This is a genomic window from Streptomyces sp. Sge12 (assembly GCF_002080455.1).
Taxonomy (GTDB): domain Bacteria; phylum Actinomycetota; class Actinomycetes; order Streptomycetales; family Streptomycetaceae; genus Streptomyces.
Map to the genome: position 1 here is coordinate 1,713,773 of NZ_CP020555.1, position 15,662 is coordinate 1,729,434.

The 15,662-nt window shown below is 72.8% G+C and carries 14 protein-coding genes; 1 reads left to right on the top strand and 13 read right to left on the bottom strand.

What is annotated here, in order from left to right; translation table 11 throughout:
- Positions 1–21: 21 nt before the first annotated feature.
- From hypF to B6R96_RS07740, 13 genes are all read right to left on the bottom strand, one after another.
- Positions 22–2,388, bottom strand: coding sequence for a carbamoyltransferase HypF (hypF, locus tag B6R96_RS07685; RefSeq protein ID WP_081522056.1), 2,367 nt, complete (start codon positions 2,386–2,388; stop codon positions 22–24).
- The gene (gene hypB, locus B6R96_RS07690) at positions 2,388–3,233 is read right to left on the bottom strand and encodes a hydrogenase nickel incorporation protein HypB (RefSeq protein WP_081522057.1); all 846 of its coding nucleotides are present in this window, start codon (positions 3,231–3,233) and stop codon (positions 2,388–2,390) included. Before hypB ends, hypF begins: the two co-directional genes overlap by 1 nt.
- Before the next feature lie 3 nt (positions 3,234–3,236).
- Entirely contained in the window at positions 3,237–3,632 is a 396-nt protein-coding gene (locus B6R96_RS07695) for a hydrogenase maturation nickel metallochaperone HypA/HybF (protein WP_030388412.1), read from the bottom strand.
- Positions 3,633–3,749: 117 nt separating this feature from the next.
- A complete protein-coding gene (locus tag B6R96_RS38960; RefSeq protein WP_384506998.1) occupies positions 3,750–3,854 on the bottom strand; it encodes a DUF6893 family small protein in 105 nt (34 codons plus the stop codon).
- Positions 3,851–4,417, bottom strand: a complete 567-nt coding sequence (locus B6R96_RS07700) for a hydrogenase maturation protease (RefSeq protein ID WP_081522058.1) — start codon at positions 4,415–4,417, stop codon at positions 3,851–3,853. Before B6R96_RS07700 ends, B6R96_RS38960 begins: the two co-directional genes overlap by 4 nt.
- On the bottom strand, positions 4,414–5,838 hold the full coding sequence (locus B6R96_RS07705; RefSeq protein ID WP_081522059.1) for a hypothetical protein: 1,425 nt from the start codon (positions 5,836–5,838) through the stop codon (positions 4,414–4,416). The genes B6R96_RS07700 and B6R96_RS07705 overlap by 4 nt, the downstream gene beginning before the upstream one ends.
- Positions 5,835–6,551 carry a DUF6084 family protein gene (locus B6R96_RS07710; protein ID WP_081522060.1) on the bottom strand — a complete coding sequence of 239 codons (717 nt, stop codon included), beginning with the start codon at positions 6,549–6,551 and terminating at the stop codon, positions 5,835–5,837. The genes B6R96_RS07705 and B6R96_RS07710 overlap by 4 nt, the downstream gene beginning before the upstream one ends.
- Positions 6,548–7,219: a DUF5947 family protein gene (locus B6R96_RS07715; protein WP_037860912.1), complete on the bottom strand. Its 672-nt coding sequence runs from the start codon at positions 7,217–7,219 to the stop codon at positions 6,548–6,550. Before B6R96_RS07715 ends, B6R96_RS07710 begins: the two co-directional genes overlap by 4 nt.
- Entirely contained in the window at positions 7,216–7,743 is a 528-nt protein-coding gene (locus B6R96_RS07720) for a hypothetical protein (protein WP_079406559.1), read from the bottom strand. The genes B6R96_RS07715 and B6R96_RS07720 overlap by 4 nt, the downstream gene beginning before the upstream one ends.
- Complete coding sequence (locus B6R96_RS07725; RefSeq protein ID WP_030388418.1) at positions 7,740–9,524, bottom strand: nickel-dependent hydrogenase large subunit; 1,785 nt, start codon at positions 9,522–9,524, stop codon at positions 7,740–7,742. The genes B6R96_RS07720 and B6R96_RS07725 overlap by 4 nt, the downstream gene beginning before the upstream one ends.
- A 65-nt stretch (positions 9,525–9,589) precedes the next feature.
- Complete coding sequence (locus B6R96_RS07730) at positions 9,590–10,645, bottom strand: hydrogenase expression protein HypE (RefSeq protein WP_030388419.1); 1,056 nt, start codon at positions 10,643–10,645, stop codon at positions 9,590–9,592.
- 70 nt (positions 10,646–10,715) lie between these two features.
- Positions 10,716–12,461 carry a hydrogenase maturation protein gene (locus B6R96_RS07735; RefSeq protein WP_081522061.1) on the bottom strand — a complete coding sequence of 582 codons (1,746 nt, stop codon included), beginning with the start codon at positions 12,459–12,461 and terminating at the stop codon, positions 10,716–10,718.
- A 207-nt stretch (positions 12,462–12,668) separates the two neighbouring features.
- Positions 12,669–13,040 (bottom strand): hypothetical protein, encoded by a 372-nt coding sequence (locus B6R96_RS07740; protein ID WP_081525018.1) that lies wholly within the window; start codon positions 13,038–13,040, stop codon positions 12,669–12,671.
- 841 nt (positions 13,041–13,881) lie between these two features.
- Between B6R96_RS07740 and B6R96_RS07745 the strand changes: the two genes are divergently transcribed.
- On the top strand, positions 13,882–15,654 hold the full coding sequence (locus B6R96_RS07745) for a fatty acyl-AMP ligase (RefSeq protein ID WP_159396301.1): 1,773 nt from the start codon (positions 13,882–13,884) through the stop codon (positions 15,652–15,654).
- Positions 15,655–15,662: the final 8 nt, after the last annotated feature.

Consider the following 15,662-nt stretch of genomic DNA (forward strand, 5'->3'; position numbering starts at 1 on the left):
CTTCTCCTTGCTGTGGGTGGGTCAGGGGGTGTCGTGCGCGGCGGCGACCATGAGCTGGCCCAGGGCCAGCCCGCCGTCGTTCGGGGGGACCCGGCCGTGCCGCAGCACGGTGAATCCGCGGGCGCGCAGCAGTCGGGCGCATGCCGAGGAGAGCAGGGTGTTGGCGAAGACCCCGCCCGTCAGGGCGACGGTGTCCGGGCCGTGCCGCTCGCGTGCCGCCCCGCAGAGGGCGGCGACGAGGGTGGCGACCGAGGCGTGGAAGCGGGCGGCGATCAGCGCCGGGTCCGTCCCCGCGCGTACGTCGGCCACCACGGCGGCCAGCACGGGCGCCGGATCGGCGGCGAGCGGCCCGCCGCCGGAGTCCGGCGGCAGGTGCAGACCGAAGGCGTATCCGTGTCCCCCGCCGTCACCCTCGCCGTCACCCTCGCCGTAGCCGCGGCCGTCGCCGTCGCCGTGCGCCCGGTACGCCGCCCCCTCCAGCTCGATCGCGGCCTGCGCCTCGTACCCGGCCCGGTGGCAGATTCCGGCCAGGGAGGACACGGCGTCGAAGAGCCGGCCCATGCTGGAGGTCGGGACGCAGTTCAGGCCGCGCTCCAACTGCCGTTCCAGTACCCGCAGTTCCTCGCGCGGGCAGGCGGCGGTGCAGGGCAGGTCCGGTGCCCACCGGATGCCCGCGGCCCGCAGGTGGGACAGTGCCATGCGGTACGGGCGGTGCACGGCCGCGTCGCCGCCCGGCAGCGGGACGTGGGCGAGGTGGGCGAAGCGGGTGTACCCCGCGTAGTCGGCGAGGAGGACCTCGCCGCCCCACACGGCGCCGTCGTCGCCGTAGCCGGTGCCGTCGAAGGCGACCCCGATCACCGGACGGCCGCCGTCCAGGCCGTGCTCCGCCATGGCGGAGGCGATGTGCGCGTGATGGTGCTGGACGCGGACGAGGGGCCGCGCGCCCGCGGCGCGCTCGGCCCACCCGGCGGACCGGTAGCCGGGGTGCCAGTCGGCGGCGAGGAGCACGGGGGTGACGCCGGTGATGGACTCCAGCTGCCGCTCGGCGCGTTCGAGGGCGTACTGGGTGGCGAGGTCGTCCATATCGCCGATGTGCGCGGAGAGCCAGGCCTTGCGTCCTTCGCCGAGGCAGAAGGCGTTCTTCAGGTCCCCGCCCGCCGCGAGGGTCGCGGGGACCGGTACGGGCAGGGTCAGCGGCAGCGGGGCGTACCCGCGCGAGCGCCGCAGGGTCAGCGTCTCCCCGTCGCAGACCCGCACCACGGAGTCGTCGCACGGCACGTGGATGGGGCGGTCGTGGGTGAGCCAGCCGTCGGCGAGCGCGGCGAGCCGGTCCAGGGCCTCGTCGTCGTCGGTGACGATGGGCTCCCCCGCGAGGTTCCCGCTGGTCATGACGAGCAGCCGGGGACCCGGGGGATCCCCGGGCAGGCCGAGCAGCAGGTGGTGCACCGGGGTGTACGGGAGCATCACCCCGAGGTCGGGACAGCGCGGGGCGACCCCGTCCGGGCCGTCGGCGCCCGCGCGGCGGCGCAGCAGCACGATGGGCCGTACGCCACCCGCGAGCAGCTGCCGTTCCTCGGGGCCGAGGTGCGCGAACCGCTCGACGTCGGCGAGGTCCCGGGCCATCAGGGCGAAGGGCTTGTCCCCGCGCGCCTTGCGGCGGCGCAGCTCGGCCACGGCGCCGGGGTGGGTGGCGTCGCAGGCCAGGTGGTAGCCGCCCAGGCCCTTGACGGCGAGGATCGCCCCGGCGGCGAGGAGGCGGCGGGCCTCGGCGACCGGGTCGGAGCCGGAGCTCTCGCGGGGCGGGCGGCCAGTGAGCAGTCTGAGGCGGGGGCCGCAGGCCGGGCAGGCGACGGGCTGGGCGTGGAAGCGGCGGTCGGCCGGGTCCTCGTACTCCCGGGCACAGTCGGGGCACATCGGGAAGGCGGCCATGGTGGTGTGGGCGCGGTCGTACGGCAGCCCGGTGACGATGGTGAAGCGCGGCCCGCAGTGGGTGCAGGTGATGAAGGGGTGGCGGTGGCGCCGGTCGGCCGGGTCGGCCAGTTCGGCGAGGCAGTCGGCGCAGGTGGCCACGTCCGGGGAGACGAGTGTCCGGGCGGGGCCGCCGGTCCGGGAGGCGATGATGGTGAATCCGGCGCCGCCCGCGACGGGGACCTCCCAGTGGTCGACGGCGTCGACCACGGCCAGCGGGGGTGCGTCCGCCGCGAGCCGTTCGCAGAACCGCGAGACGGCGTCCGGGGCGCCCTCGACCTCGGCGACGACGCCCTCGGGGGTGTTGGTGACGTGCCCGGCCAGGCCCAGCCCGGTCGCGCGGGTGTAGACGTAGGGGCGGAAGCCGACGCCCTGGACCACGCCCCGGACGGTGACCCGGCGGCGCTGCACCGCCTCCATCAGCGGGTCTGTGCGGCGGTCTGGACGTGCGGGTGTTCGTGGTCCCCGTCGTGTTCGTGACCCTGGTCCTCGTCACGGCCGTGATCGTGATCGTGGTCGTGGTCGTGGTCATGTCCGTGGCCGTGGCTGTGCCCGTGCGTGTGCCCGTGCGCGTGCTGCTGGCGGGCCATCACCGGGGCGTGCGCCCCGCCGCCCGCCCCGATCGCCAGTGCCCGGTCGAGCAGGACGCCCAGGCCCTCGCCCGCCCGCGCCGAGGTGAGGACGACCTCCACACCGGGGTTGACCTGCTCGACGTTGGCACGGAAGGCGGCCTCGTCGAATTCGACGGCCCGCGCGATGTCGGTCTTGGTGACCACCACCAGCTGGGCCAGTCCGAAGGCGGTCGGGTACTTCAGCGGCTTGTCCTCGCCCTCGGTCACCGAGGCGAGGACCACCCGCAGCGATTCCCCCAGGTCGTAGCCGGCCGGGCAGACCAGATTGCCCACGTTCTCCACGAAGAGCAGCCGGGTGTCCCCGGGCAGCCAGCCGTCCAGGTGCCGGCCGAGCATGGCGGCCTCCAGGTGGCACAGCCCGTCGGTGAGCACCTGCTTGACCGGTACGCCCGAACGCGCCAGCCGCAGGGCGTCGTTCTCGGTGGCCAGGTCCGCCGTCAGCGCGGCCACGGGCACGCCGCGCTCCCGCGCGAGGAGCAGTTCGCGCTCCAGCAGCGCCGTCTTGCCGCTGCCGGGGCTGGAGAGCAGGTTGACCACCGTCGTACCGCGGGCGGTGAGTTCGGTGCGCAGGACCTGGGCGGCGACGTCGTTCTTGGCGAGCACCGCCTGCCGCAGATCGACCACTCGGCACATGGTTCAGGCCTCCTCGGGAATCGGTTCGCGGGTACGGGCACCGGTGGGGCCGTCTTCCCAGCGCACGCTGAGGATCTCCAGCTCACGGCCCGACAGCAGTTCCACGTCGGTGGCTCTGCCGCATCCGGGGCAGCACAGTTCGGGGGGCATGCCCACCGCCCAGGTGCCGGGGCAGGAACCGCAGCGGGCGCGGGCCGTCACGGACTCCGTGACGAGTTCGGCCCCTTCGAGGACCGTTCCGGCGCAGGCCAGTTCGAAACAGAAGGCCAGCGCGTCGGGGACCACCCCCGCCAGCTCACCGACCTGTAGCCGTACGGCGGTGACGGCGTGCGCGCCGCCCGCCCGGGCCGCCTCTTCCACCTGGCCCACGACGGCCATGGCGATCGACATCTCGTGCATCGGACTCCGTCCTGCCGGGGCTCATTGAACCGGCGGGACGGAGTCCGTGCGGTCGGCACGCCGGTGGGCGGCGCGCCCGTACGCCATTCGGGCGCCTGCGGTGGCGCCCCGGGGGTGTCACATCCGGCGCATGCGCAGGTAGCGCCGGAGGTCGGGGAGGAACTGCATCAGTACGGCGGCGAGGGCGGCGGCCGCGGCCCCGCCGATGACGGCCTTCTTCATGGGGTTCTCCTCAGTTCGCGGCGAGGCCGGTCGGTTTCGTCGTGGTCGCGGCCGTGGTCCCGGCCGTGGATCAGGTCCAGGGCCATGCGTACGGCCTCCGGTACGGCGGCGGCCACCGGTGCGCTCAGTCCGATGCCCTCCTCGACCCCGGCCGGTTCGCAGCCGAGGACGAGGGTGCGCCGCGGGGGCGTGGCGCCGGTCCCGGCGCACAGGGTGTCCAGCAGGGCGAGGACGGCGTCGGGGGACATGTGGTGGCCGTCGAGGACGGGTGGCGGCGGTGCCGGTTCCCCGTCGCCGCCCGGCTGCGGGCCCGCGCTCCCGTCGGCCTCGATCAGGTACAGCGTGCCCGGCGCGCCGCCGCGGGCGGTGGCGTCGACCAGCAGCAGCGTGTCGTAGCCGTCGAGGAGCTGGTAGGCGAGGTGGACGCCGCGGACGCCGAAGTCCACCACTTCGACGTCTTCGGGCAGCGGGTGCGCGGCCAGCTCCCGTACGGTCTCGACGCCGAAGCCGTCGTCGCCGAGGAAGACGTTGCCGATGCCGGCGACCAGGACCCGGGCGTTCACGCGTCCTCCAGCGGGGTGACCTCGTCGGGCTGGAAATAGAGGAACCTGCCCTGCTCGCGGCGGATGTCCGCGCCCGGGTCGTCCTCCACGGTGACGGCGAGGTGCACTCCCCCGTCGACGTCGTGCAGGACGGCCTCGACCAGGGCAGTACGGCCCTGGAGGAAGAGGTCCTGCGCGTCGGTGCGCCGCAGTCCGGGGCGGAGCAGCACGCGGCTGCCGGGGCCCACGGAGGCGCCGTCGATCGCGATCCGGTCGCGGGCCGGGTCCGCGGTGTCCGCCCGGGCCGGGTCCCACCAGGGGGTGTCGGGCCGGAACACCACGTCCTCGGAGGGGAGTTCCGCGAGCAGCGGCGGCTGTTCCGGGCCGGTGACCTCCCGCAGTGCCCGTACGGCGCCGTGCAGGCGCTCCAGCACTTCGGGGGGCATGGAGTCGGCGAGGTCGATCACGGCGGCCGCCCGGGCGTCGGTGCCGCGGGCCTCGCGCTTCTCCTGCTCGGTCAGGGCGGCCGTGCGCAGGGCGAGGATCTCGTCGATCTCGGTGGCGTCGTACATGGCGCCGAGGCTCTCGGGGGCGATCGCCGGGTGGTCCTCCAGGATGATCGGGGAGGACAGGACCACGTCGGCGCGGCCGGGTTCGCCCGCGAGGACCGGCCAGGTGTGGCGGTTCTCGCAGGCGGCCACCGCCTGCCGGGCCCATTCGGGCGGGTCGGTCATGGACAGGAAGGATCCGGAGTCCAGGCCGAGCAGGAGGTGGGCGGCGACCAGCGAGTGGGGCAGCGCGGCCTCCCGGTCGACGGGACCGGACCCGGCGGGCGGGGTCCACGGGCTGGTGTTCTCCACCACGGCCCGAAGCCGGAACACCCGGTACGCGCCGGGCAGTTCGGTGGCGTGCAGCCGCAGCCGGCCCTCGATCGCCTCGGTACGGCGCACCAGGCGGCCCACCGTGCGCCCGTCGGCGTCGAGAACGGGTTCGGTGTCGACGCGGGCGGGCCGGCCGAACGGGAGGGTGACGCCGTCCTCGCCGAGCAGCTCGGTGACGGGCACGGTCGCCTCGACCCGTTCCTCGGCGCCCTCGTCCCAGGGCACGAGGACCCGGTCGGCGAGGTGCAGCTCGGGCACGTCCGTGAAGGCCCCGTCGGCCTCGGCCTGTTGGACCGTACGCCGCTGCGCGTGCAGGAAGCGCAGTTCCAGGGCGAGGGTGGCCCCGCCCCGGGGTTCCATCAGGATCTCGGTCTGCTGGAGGACGTGCTCCTCGTGCGCGCGGCCCCATGCCGGGGGCACGAGGACGCCGAACTGCCAGCGCAGCCGGTTCTTGGCGGCCGAGGCCCGGTAGGGGTAGAGGACGTACCCCTCCAGGAGGACCGCGTCGGCGACCTGCCGGGCGGCGGCGAAGCGGGCGTCGTGGGTGGTCGTCGTGGTCACGGGGCCGTCCTCCCGGTGAGGCTCGGCAGGATCGCGACGGGCCGGCCCGCCCCGGGCGCGGGCCCGGCCGGGGGCGGCGGCTGCGGCGGGGCGGCCGCGTCCAGCAGGGCCCGTACGGTCGCCTCCCACGAGGCGAGCGCGTGGCGGGAGCGGAAGGCCAGCAGCTCGTCCATGGTGTCGCGGGGCAGCCGGAGCCAGCCGCAGCCGGGGAAGTGCTGTTCGACCATCTCGCGCCACACGGCGGCGGGCATCCGGTACGCGGCTTCGCGGTCCCAGGGCACCGGCTCGACGTGGAAGCCGGCGTCCCCCGTGAAGGCGGTGCCGGAGAAGAGCATCAGCAGCGGCACCTCGCCCTCCGTCAGGGCCTGGAAGTACCGGGTCGCGGCGATGTCCATGTCGTAGGTGCAGGGCACGACGAGGTCGGTCTCGGTCTCGCCGGTGAAGCTCGGGACCATGACGGACACCTGGGCGAACTGCACGGGCTGGAGGGTGTTGCCCCACCGGGAGCGCTCGCCGAACAGGTCCGCGAGGCCTTCCGCCTCGGCGGGTCCGTAGCTGCGCCGGGCCGGTTCGATGCGGATCTGGCAGCGCAGGGCGATGGCGTGCACCCGGGCGCCCCCGGCGGCGGTGATCCGCAGCCGGAAGACGAGGGTGGGGCCGGCGGCGTACGCGTCGGCGCGCACCCCGGTGCAGGTGAAGCTGAATTCCGTCATCGGGCCCCGTCCTCCACCGTCTCCTCGGCCAGGGCCTTGGCCCGCCGTTCGACCTGCTCGAAGAAGGTGTCCAGGGCGGCCCGGGCCTCGGCGCCGCCGTCGAAGCCCTGCCACAGCAGCCGCATCCGCCCCACCAGCTCGTAGCAGATGTCGATCGGCACCAGGTAGCACGCGGTGCGGCCCTCCGAGCGGCGCAGCAGCAGTGCCTCGACGTCGGGTTCGAGGAGGGTGGCCAGCCGGCCGGTGCCCAGGACGGTCTGCCAGGTCTCGGGGTCGAGTTCGCTCTCGGTGGCTCCGGCCGGGCTCGGGTAGAGGGCGACCAGCCGGTCGAGGGCGGCGTTGCGGAAGAAGAACGCGACGCCGACCGGGATCTGGAGGAGTTCCCAGGCGCCGTCGTCGAGCCGGTGCGCGGGGTCGGTGAGGTAGCGGTCGGGTACGGTGCGCAGGCGGCCGGTGCCCGCGCCCGGCCGGTCGAACAGCAGGGCGCAGGCGGTGCAGGCGCAGACCAGTGCGCGCTGCTCGGTCTGCACGAGGTGGCGGTGGGCCTCGGGGGCCACGACGACCCCGCACAGTTCGCAGGTCTCGGGCCGGGGCGGGCGCGGACCCGCGAAGCGGCGCAGCCCGCGCGGGGCGCGCGGGCCGTCGTGACGCGGACCGGGCCCGCTCACGGCACCCGTGCCGGGCTGGGGGGCCGGGTGCCGATCTGCAGCAGGGCGGGGGCCGGGGCCGCGGCGGGCTCCCGCTCCACGCTCGTCACCTCGGGGGCGAAGCAGGCGAGGCTGTCCTCCAGGGTGCGGCCGGCGCCGTCCTGGCCGCCGGATCCGCAGCCGCAGCCGGTGGGGGCGGCGGAGGGGCGCAGGCGCAGGACGCCGGTGCGCTCGTCGAAGCCGAGCAGTTCCAGCGGTTCGCCGTGGGCGGCCAGGGCGCGGCCGATGCGGGTGTGCACGTCCTCGGGGTGCAGGCCGTGCAGGGAGAGCAGGCTCGCGACGAGTTCGTCGTCGGCGACCGCCTTCAGGGGGCCCTCCCCGGCCTTCTCGACGATCCGGGCGAGCCCGGCGCCGTAGAAGTCCATGAGGACGCGCACCAGTTCCTCGGCGGCCTCGCAGGCCGCCCGGTCGCCGGTGGCGGCGAGCCGGTCGAGGACCTCCTCGACCCGGCGCCCGGCCTGCGCGCCGTCGATCGCGGCCCTCATCCGCCCAGTCCGCTCAGGCCGGTGGGCACGTGCATCGTCTTGACCGTCTTGCCGCCGCCGACGTACATGTGGACTCCGCAGGGCAGACACGGGTCGAAGCTGCGGACCGCGCGCATGATGTCGATGCCCTTGAAGTTCTCCGGGGTGTTCTCCTCGAAGATCGGGGTGTTCTGCACGGCGTCCTCGTACGGGCCGGGCGTGCCGAAGGTGTCGCGGGTGCTGGCGTTCCACGGGGTCGGCGGGTACGGGTGGTAGTTGGCGATCTTCCCGTCGCGGATCACCATGTGGTGCGACAGGACGCCGCGCACGGCCTCGGTGAAGCCGACGCCGAGCCCCTCGTCCGGGACCTCGAACTTCTCCCAGGTCTGGGTGCGCCCGGCGCGGACCTCGGCGAGGCCCTTCTCGGCGCAGTGCAGGGCGATGGCGGCCGCGTAGGCCTGGAAGTAGGTGCGCGCGCGGTTGCGTTCCAGCGCGTTGCTCCACTTCGGGATCTTCCACTCGAAGCGGGTCTCGGGCTTGGTCATCGTGCGCGGCAGGGTGATCACGACGCTGTGGCCGGTGGCCTGCACGTAGTCGGTGTGGACCAGCCCCGACAGGGCGGTGGACCACAGGCGGGCGATGGGGCCGCCGCCGGTGTCCAGGGCCAGGTGGTCCTTGCCGTCGAACCAGCGGGGCGACATGACCCAGCTGTACTTGTCGTCGAAGTTCCGCTTCTGCGGGGCCGGGATGGTGTGCTGGTTCCACGGGTGGCGCGGGTCGACCGGGTTGCCGAGCGGGTCGTGCGTGACGAACTGCTCCTGGCCCTGCCAGTCGTCGTAGTACGAGCTGCCGAGCAGGATGCGGATGCCGAGGTTGATCTCGGTGAGGTCGTTGGTGACGAGCTTGCCGTCCACCACCACGCCCGGGGTGACGAACATCTTCCGTCCCCAGTCGGTCATGTTGGCGTACGTGAAGTCGCAGTACTCGGGGTCGTTGAGGGCGCCCCAGCAGCCGAGGAGGACGCGACGGCGGCCGACCTCCTCGTAGCCGGGCAGGGCCTCGTAGAAGAAGTCGAACAGGTCGTCGTGGAGCGGTACGACCCGCTTCATGAACTCGCAGTACCGCATGAGGCGGCTCATGTAGTCCGTGAAGAGCTGGACGGAGGCGATGGTGCCGACGCCGCCCGGGTAGAGGGTGGAGGGGTGCACGTGGCGGCCCTCCATCAGGCAGAACATCTCGCGCGTGTAGCGGGAGACCTGGAGCGCCTCGCGGTAGAACTCGCCCTCGATGGGGTTGAGGGAGCGCATGATGTCGGCGATGGTCTTGTAGCCGTGCTCGCCGGCGTGCGGGGCGGGGGTGCGCTCGGCGAGTTCCAGGACGCCCGGGTTGGTCTCGCGGACCATCTTCTCGCAGTAGTCGACCCCGACCAGGTTCTCCTGGAAGATGTTGTGGTCGAACATGTACTCCGCGGACTCGCCCAGGTTGATGATCCACTCGGCGAGGTGGGGCGGCTTGACCCCGTAGGCCATGTTCTGCGCGTACACCGAGCAGGTGGCGTGGTTGTCACCGCAGATGCCGCAGATGCGGCTGGTGATGAAGTGCGCGTCGCGGGGGTCCTTGCCGCGCATGAAGACGCTGTAGCCGCGGAAGACCGACGAGGTGCTGTAGCACTCCGCGACCCGCTTCTGCTTGAAGTCGATCTTCGTGTGGATGCCGAGGCTGCCCACGATCCGGGTGATCGGATCCCAGGCCATCTCGACCAGGCCGCTGCCGTCTGCGGCCGCCTTCGTCTTCGGTGTCATCGTGTGTGCCGTGACCCTTCTTCGGTGCGGGGAGCGGGAGTTGTCGGGTGCTTCCGGGGGGGCCGTCACCAGGGCGGGCGGTAGCCCGTGGTCAGGCTGCGGCCGCTCTGCCTCCACTTCGGTTCCTCGTCCACGGTGTGGGCGGTGACCGACCGGAGCCTGCGGATCAGTGCGCCGTACGCGCCGCTGGCCTTCGTGGAGACCTTGGCGCCGGGGGGTTCGTCCATGAACGGCATGAACTTGTCGGGGAAGCCGGGCATCGTGCAGGCGATGCAGATGCCGCCGACGTTGGGACAGCCGCCGATGCCGTTCATCCAGCCGCGCTTGGGCACGTTGCACTTGACGACGGGGCCCCAGCAGCCGAGCTTGACCAGGCAGAGCGGCGAGTCGTAGGTCTCGGCGAACTGGCCCTGCTCGTAGTAGCCGGCGCGGTCGCAGCCCTCGTGGACGGTGGCCCCGAAGAGCCAGGTCGGACGCAGCTTGTCGTCGAGGGGGATCATCGGGGCGGAGCCGGCCGCCTGGTAGAGCAGGTAGGTCAGGGTCTCCGAGAAGTTGTCCGGCTGGATCGGGCAGCCCGGCACGCACACGATCGGGATGCCGGCCTTCGAGGTCCAGTCCCAGCCCAGGTAGTCGGGCACGCCCATGGCGCCCGTCGGGTTGCCCTCCATCGCGTGGATGCCGCCGTACGTGGCACAGGTGCCGATGGCCACGACGGCGAGGGCCTTGGGGGCCAGCCGGTCGATCCACTCACTGGTGGTGATGGGCTGGCCGGTCTCGGGGTCGTCGCCGAAGCCGCACCAGTAGCCCTCGGGCTTGATCTTCTCGTTGGGGATGGACCCCTCGACGACCAGGACGAACGGATCGATCTCGCCCCGCTCGCCCTTGAAGAACCACTCGATGAAGGTGTCGGCGCCGCCGACCGGGCCGCATTCGAAGTCGATGAGCGGCCAGTGCACGGCGATCTTCGGCAGACCGGGCAGTACACCGGTCACGATCTCCTCGATGCTCGGCTGCATTGCCGCCGTCAGGGACACGGAGTCGCCGTCGCAGCTCAGGCCCGCGTTGATCCAGAGAATGTGGATCAGCGGGTCCTCGACCGTGTCCTGCGTCGCTGTGGCCATGGGACGGCTCCTCGGGGAGGGGTTCGGGAGGGGTGGGGGGAGGCGGCCTGCCTCACCCACACCTTTCTTGCTAACAGCAGTCCGGCCCGGGCGCCGCGTCAGGTACGGCCAGTCCAGTGACACCGGACGGACGGACGGCCGCGGCACGGACGAGGTGGGGCGGGGTGGTGGCCGCGCGCTCCTTGCGGACGAAAGCGCGGCGCAGGGCGTGGTAGGGGGCGTCCGGGTCGAAGAAGGTCTGCCGCATCAGGGCCAGCTCGGCCTCCCGGTGGGCGGCGAGCGGCCGGACGGCCTCGTCCCGCTCGCGCGCCGCCTTCTTCCCGGCGATCCGGGAGGCGGTGGCGGGCAGCCCGGCGAGGCGCACCGCGAGGCGCTCCGTCTCGGCGGCGAAGGCTCCGGGCGGGCAGGGGAGCGTACGGTCGACCAGGGCGAGCCCCTGTGCGGCGGCGGCGCTGAGCGGGAGGGCCTCGTGGGTGAGACGCTCGGCGAGGGCGGGTCCGACGCGCCGCGGCAGGGTGTACGTCCAGTACTCGGAGCCGTGCAGCCCCATCAGGCGGTAGTGCGGGTTCAGGACGACGCCCGAGCGGCACCAGACCTCGTCGGCGGCGAGGGCGAGCATGGCTCCGCCGGCGGCGGCGTTGCCGCCCAGTGCGCTGACCACGAGCCGGTCGGTGGTGGTCAGCACCGCCTCGACCAGGTCGTTCATGGCGTTGATGTTGGCCCAGGACTCCTCGGCCGGGTCGGCCGCGGCCTCGATGACACCGAGGTGGATCCCGTTGGAGAAGAAGTCGCGGCCGCCGCCGAGGACGAGGACGGTGGTGGGGCGGGTTCGGGCGGTGCGGTACGCGTCCAGCAGGCGGCGGCAGTGCGCGGTGCTCATCGCACCGCCGGGGAAGGAGAACGACAGGAAGCCGGCCTGTCCCTCCTCGTGGTAGCCGATGTCGGACCAGGTGCCGCGGTGCGGGCCGCTGCCCGGGGGCGCGGGGACCTCGGGCAGCGGGGGCAGCAGGTCCGCGAGGGCCAGCGTCGCGGGCAGTTTGGGGGCGGCCGGGCCTCCCGGGAGGCGGCGGGCGCGCAGTTCCGGGATCCAGACGGCGCCGTCGGCCGTGGCCCGGCAGACGGCCCCGTCCCGGGTGGCCAGCAGCTCGCCGGGGCGCCCGCGCAGCGCCTCCTCGCGGTGCCCGCCGTGCAGGAACCACTCGCCGCCGAGCAGTTCGTCCCGTACGCCGGGCTGCGAGTCGGCGGCGCGCAGCGCGCGCAGGACGTCCGCGGTGCGGTGGCGCTCCCAGTCGATCCGCCGTTCCTCCTGGCGCAGCAGGGGCCGGGCCCGGCCGGCGGCCTGCGGCTGCGGGGTCCAGGTACCGGAGGCGAAGCGTTCCACCGCGAGCAGGACGGCTTCCAGGGCGGCGTCGGCGATCTCCCCGCGGTAGAGGTCGCTCTTGCCGACCGGCGGCAGGGGGCATGCGACGCTCGCCCAGACGTCGCCGGCGTCCATCTCCGCGTTGGCCTGGAGAACCGTCACTCCCCACCGGGGTTCGCCGTCGCGGATGGCGTGGTCGAGGGAGGAGGGGCCGCGGTCGCCGACCGGTCCCGGGTGGACGACCAGGCAGGTGTGGGTGGCCCAGACCTCCTCGGGGAGGGCGGTGCGGAGCATCGGGGCGATGACGAGGTCGGGGCGGTGACCGCGTACGGCGTCGGCCAGGGGGGTGCCGGGCAGGGCGAGTTCGACCGCGACGCGGTGGCCGTGGTCGCGCAGCTCGGCGTGGACTCGCTGCGTGAGGCTGTTGAACGCGCTCGCCACGAGCAGGACGTACAAGTGATCTCCCAGCGGCGCGGCCCGGAGCCGCGTGCGCGCGGTGCCCGGCCTGGTCGGCGACCTGTGGCCGGAAGATGACCGGCCGCCTGAGATGGTCGGGGAGTTCGGGCCGCCGGTGGCCGAGGCCCGCGCGGCGGGTCACTCGAAAGCGCCGGTTCCGGGGTCCGCTCGGCCCAAGGGGGCAGGGCGTCCTGCGGGGCGCGGGCGCTATTCGCCCTCTTCGATCCCGATGGCCCTGGACAGCTCCTGGTGCGCGCGGCCCGGCTCGCCCTCGTACTGCTCCAGGAGGGCGGCGGCGATCGCGTCGAGCTTGCGCTGGATCGCGTGTTCGGCCCGGCGTTCGGAGTTCTTCAGCAGGGCGAGGAGCAGCAGGGCGACCGCGGCCATCGCGTCACCCGTCAGGTGCTGCCAGCTCGTGTCCAGGTGGAGCAGGTGGACCACGACGAAGGCGGCCACCAGCAGGACGCAGAAAACGGAGAAGACGGGGGAGCTGGTGAAGTTCGAGGCCAGCTCCGCCAGCTTCGCGAACCGCCCGATCTCCCCCTGGTCACCCTTCTGTGCGGGATGTTCGAAGGCCATGGACAGCAGGTGCCCGATCTCGCCACGGCCAATCACCCCGGGCCGATCAAGCACCCGACCGGCCCAGGTCGGGGAGGCGGCCGGATGGGTGCATCCCAGCGGGCGGAAAGCGTGCCGGAATGGCGGGATCCCCGCCAAGCAAACGATCAATTTCGCTCAGCAAGCATCAACTGCGGTCATCGAGCTCCCGTGCCGTCCTCCCCGCTCGGAGCCGTGACACCCCGCCCCGGCCACTGTCTGCACCCGCCGGAGAATGGCCGGAAATCCCCTCGCCCTTCCGAATTCGAAGCCAACTTCCGGCCACATAATGCGAGTTGACCGATTCCGGGGGCCCGACCTAAGGTTTGGACCAGTACTGCCCAGTACCCCTCTTCCAGCCTTTGGCTGTTTCCGTGCTGTACCTCCGCCAAGCCCACCAAGTTGCAGGTGCTATCGCCCCGGAGTGATAGCCGGCGCCCCCTCCCGGGGCCGCACGAACATGGAACGCGCTCGCAGAACGACCGGACGCATGCGGAATGAATCAATCCTTCCCCGCGTCCGCGCCGTGCTGCGGATCGAAACTCACCGGAAGACAAGGTTGATGTGTGCGGATCAGGATGCGATTGACGCCGGATGCGTGACCTCGGGTCATTCGCCCCGGAGATCCACCCACATCTCTGTCCGCAGATCCGCGGCTCCGTACGGACCGCTGTCGCCGTGAGCCCTGGAGCTCCGGCAATCCCCGAGAACGGGTATCTCGCGCGGAGCGCGCTCCTGGAGCGGAGCCGCGCGCCGCTTTCGCCATTTGCCTGCCGGCCCGCACCCGGTGCGAGCATCCGATCGGCACTGAATGAGGCTGAGAATGCTTGACGAGTCGTTTGCGCCGTCACCCGCCGTCCTGGACGAAGCCCGCTTCGAAACGGTGGTCGACGCACTGCACGCACACGCTGCGCGCATCCCGAATCACGATCTGTTCACCTTCCTGCCCGACGGCGAGGAGGCCGAGCCCTCCCTCACCTTCTCGATGCTCGACACCCGGGCACGGGCCGTCGCCGCGACCCTCCGCGCGCAGGTGGAGCCCGGTTCCCGGGCCCTGCTGCTGTTCATGCCCGGGCAGGAGTTCGTCGTCGCGTACTTCGGCTGCCTGTATGCCGGCGTCGTCGCGGTCCCCGCCTACCTTCCGCACCCCGCGCAGCGTGCGCGGGGGCTCCTGCGGCTGGCCGGCATCGCCGAGGACGCCCGGCCCGCGGCCATTTTGACCACCTCCGCAATACAGGCGTCCATCGAGACCGCGGCCCGCTCGATCCCGGAACTCCAGGAAACCGTCTGGCTGGCGGTCGACACGATTGCGGACAGGAGCGGAGCGGGCTGGTCCGCCCCCGCCCCCGATCCGGATTCCATCGCGTTCCTCCAGTACACCTCCGGATCGACCGGTCAGCCGAAGGGCGTGATGGTCACCCACCGGAACCTCGCCCACAACACCGACCTCATCCGCACATCGCTCGGACTCGACGGGTCCACCGTCGTCGTGGGGTGGCTGCCGCCCTATCACGACATGGGACTGATCTCGATGATCGTCGCGCCGGCGATGCTCGGGATCCATTCCGTTTCGATGCCCACCGTGGCATTCCTGCAGAGCCCGGTGCGGTGGCTGCGCGCGATCTCGAAGTACCGCGGCACCCTGTCGGCCGCACCCAACTTCGCGTTCGATCTGTGCACCCGAAAAGTGACCGAAGAGGACCGCGCGACGCTGGACCTTTCCTCCTGGGCCGTCGCCACCAATGGCGCCGAACCCGTTCGCGCGGATTCGATGAAGCGCTTCTCCGCGGCCTTCGCCTCCTGCGGATTCCGTCCGGAAACCATTGTTCCGGTCTATGGGCTCGCCGAGAGCACGCTTCTGGTGAGCGGGGCGCCGATCGAACAGCCGTGGATCTTCCGCTCCTTCGACGAGAGCGAGCTCGAGGAGGGCCACGCCCGGATCGTGCCGCAGGACAGTCCGAACGCACGCGTCCTCGTCAGCTGCGGCATCAGCCGAACGCTGGACGTCGCCATCGTCGACCCCAAGCGGCACACCCGCTGCGCCCCCGGCGAGGTCGGCGAGATCTGGGTCGCGGGCGAGAGCGTCGCGGTGGGCTACTGGCAGCGGCCCGACCTCAGCCGGGAGACCTTCGAAGCCTCGCCGAGCGACGGCGGACAGGGCCCGTACATGCGCACGGGAGACCTCGGCTTCCGGACCGAGGACGGGCTCTTCGTCTGCGGCCGCATCAAGGACGTCATCATCGTGGGCGGACGCAACCACTACCCCCACGACATCGAACGGACCGCCGAGAGCGCGCACCCCGCGATCCGTCCCGGCTGTGTGGCCGCCTTCGGCGTGACCACGGACGGGGAGGAGAGCGTGGTGGTCGCGGCCGAACTCCGGCCGGGGGCCGCCGACGGCAAGGACCGCGACGGGGCGGAGGCCGTGGCAAACGCCGTACGGCAGGCCGTGGCGCAGGAGCACCGGCTGACCGCGCGGGACGTGGTCCTGCTGCCCGCCGGAACCCTTCCCAAGACGTCGAGCGGGAAGTTGCAGCGCGCGGAGACCAGGAAGGAGTACCTGGCCGGCCGGTCTCCGTGGAACGCGCAGCGCTGACTCGAACC

Coding starts and splice junctions, on each gene's coding strand:
- hypF (WP_081522056.1), bottom strand. CDS start 2,388: ATGGAGGCGGTGCAGCGCCGCCGGGTCACCGTCCGGGGCGTGGTCCAG.
- hypB (WP_081522057.1), bottom strand. CDS start 3,233: ATGTGCCGAGTGGTCGATCTGCGGCAGGCGGTGCTCGCCAAGAACGAC.
- B6R96_RS07695 (WP_030388412.1), bottom strand. CDS start 3,632: ATGCACGAGATGTCGATCGCCATGGCCGTCGTGGGCCAGGTGGAAGAG.
- B6R96_RS38960 (WP_384506998.1), bottom strand. CDS start 3,854: ATGAAGAAGGCCGTCATCGGCGGGGCCGCGGCCGCCGCCCTCGCCGCC.
- B6R96_RS07710 (WP_081522060.1), bottom strand. CDS start 6,551: ATGACGGAATTCAGCTTCACCTGCACCGGGGTGCGCGCCGACGCGTAC.
- B6R96_RS07720 (WP_079406559.1), bottom strand. CDS start 7,743: ATGAGGGCCGCGATCGACGGCGCGCAGGCCGGGCGCCGGGTCGAGGAG.
- B6R96_RS07725 (WP_030388418.1), bottom strand. CDS start 9,524: ATGACACCGAAGACGAAGGCGGCCGCAGACGGCAGCGGCCTGGTCGAG.
- B6R96_RS07730 (WP_030388419.1), bottom strand. CDS start 10,645: ATGGCCACAGCGACGCAGGACACGGTCGAGGACCCGCTGATCCACATT.
- B6R96_RS07740 (WP_081525018.1), bottom strand. CDS start 13,040: ATGGCCTTCGAACATCCCGCACAGAAGGGTGACCAGGGGGAGATCGGG.
- B6R96_RS07745 (WP_159396301.1), top strand. CDS start 13,882: ATGCTTGACGAGTCGTTTGCGCCGTCACCCGCCGTCCTGGACGAAGCC.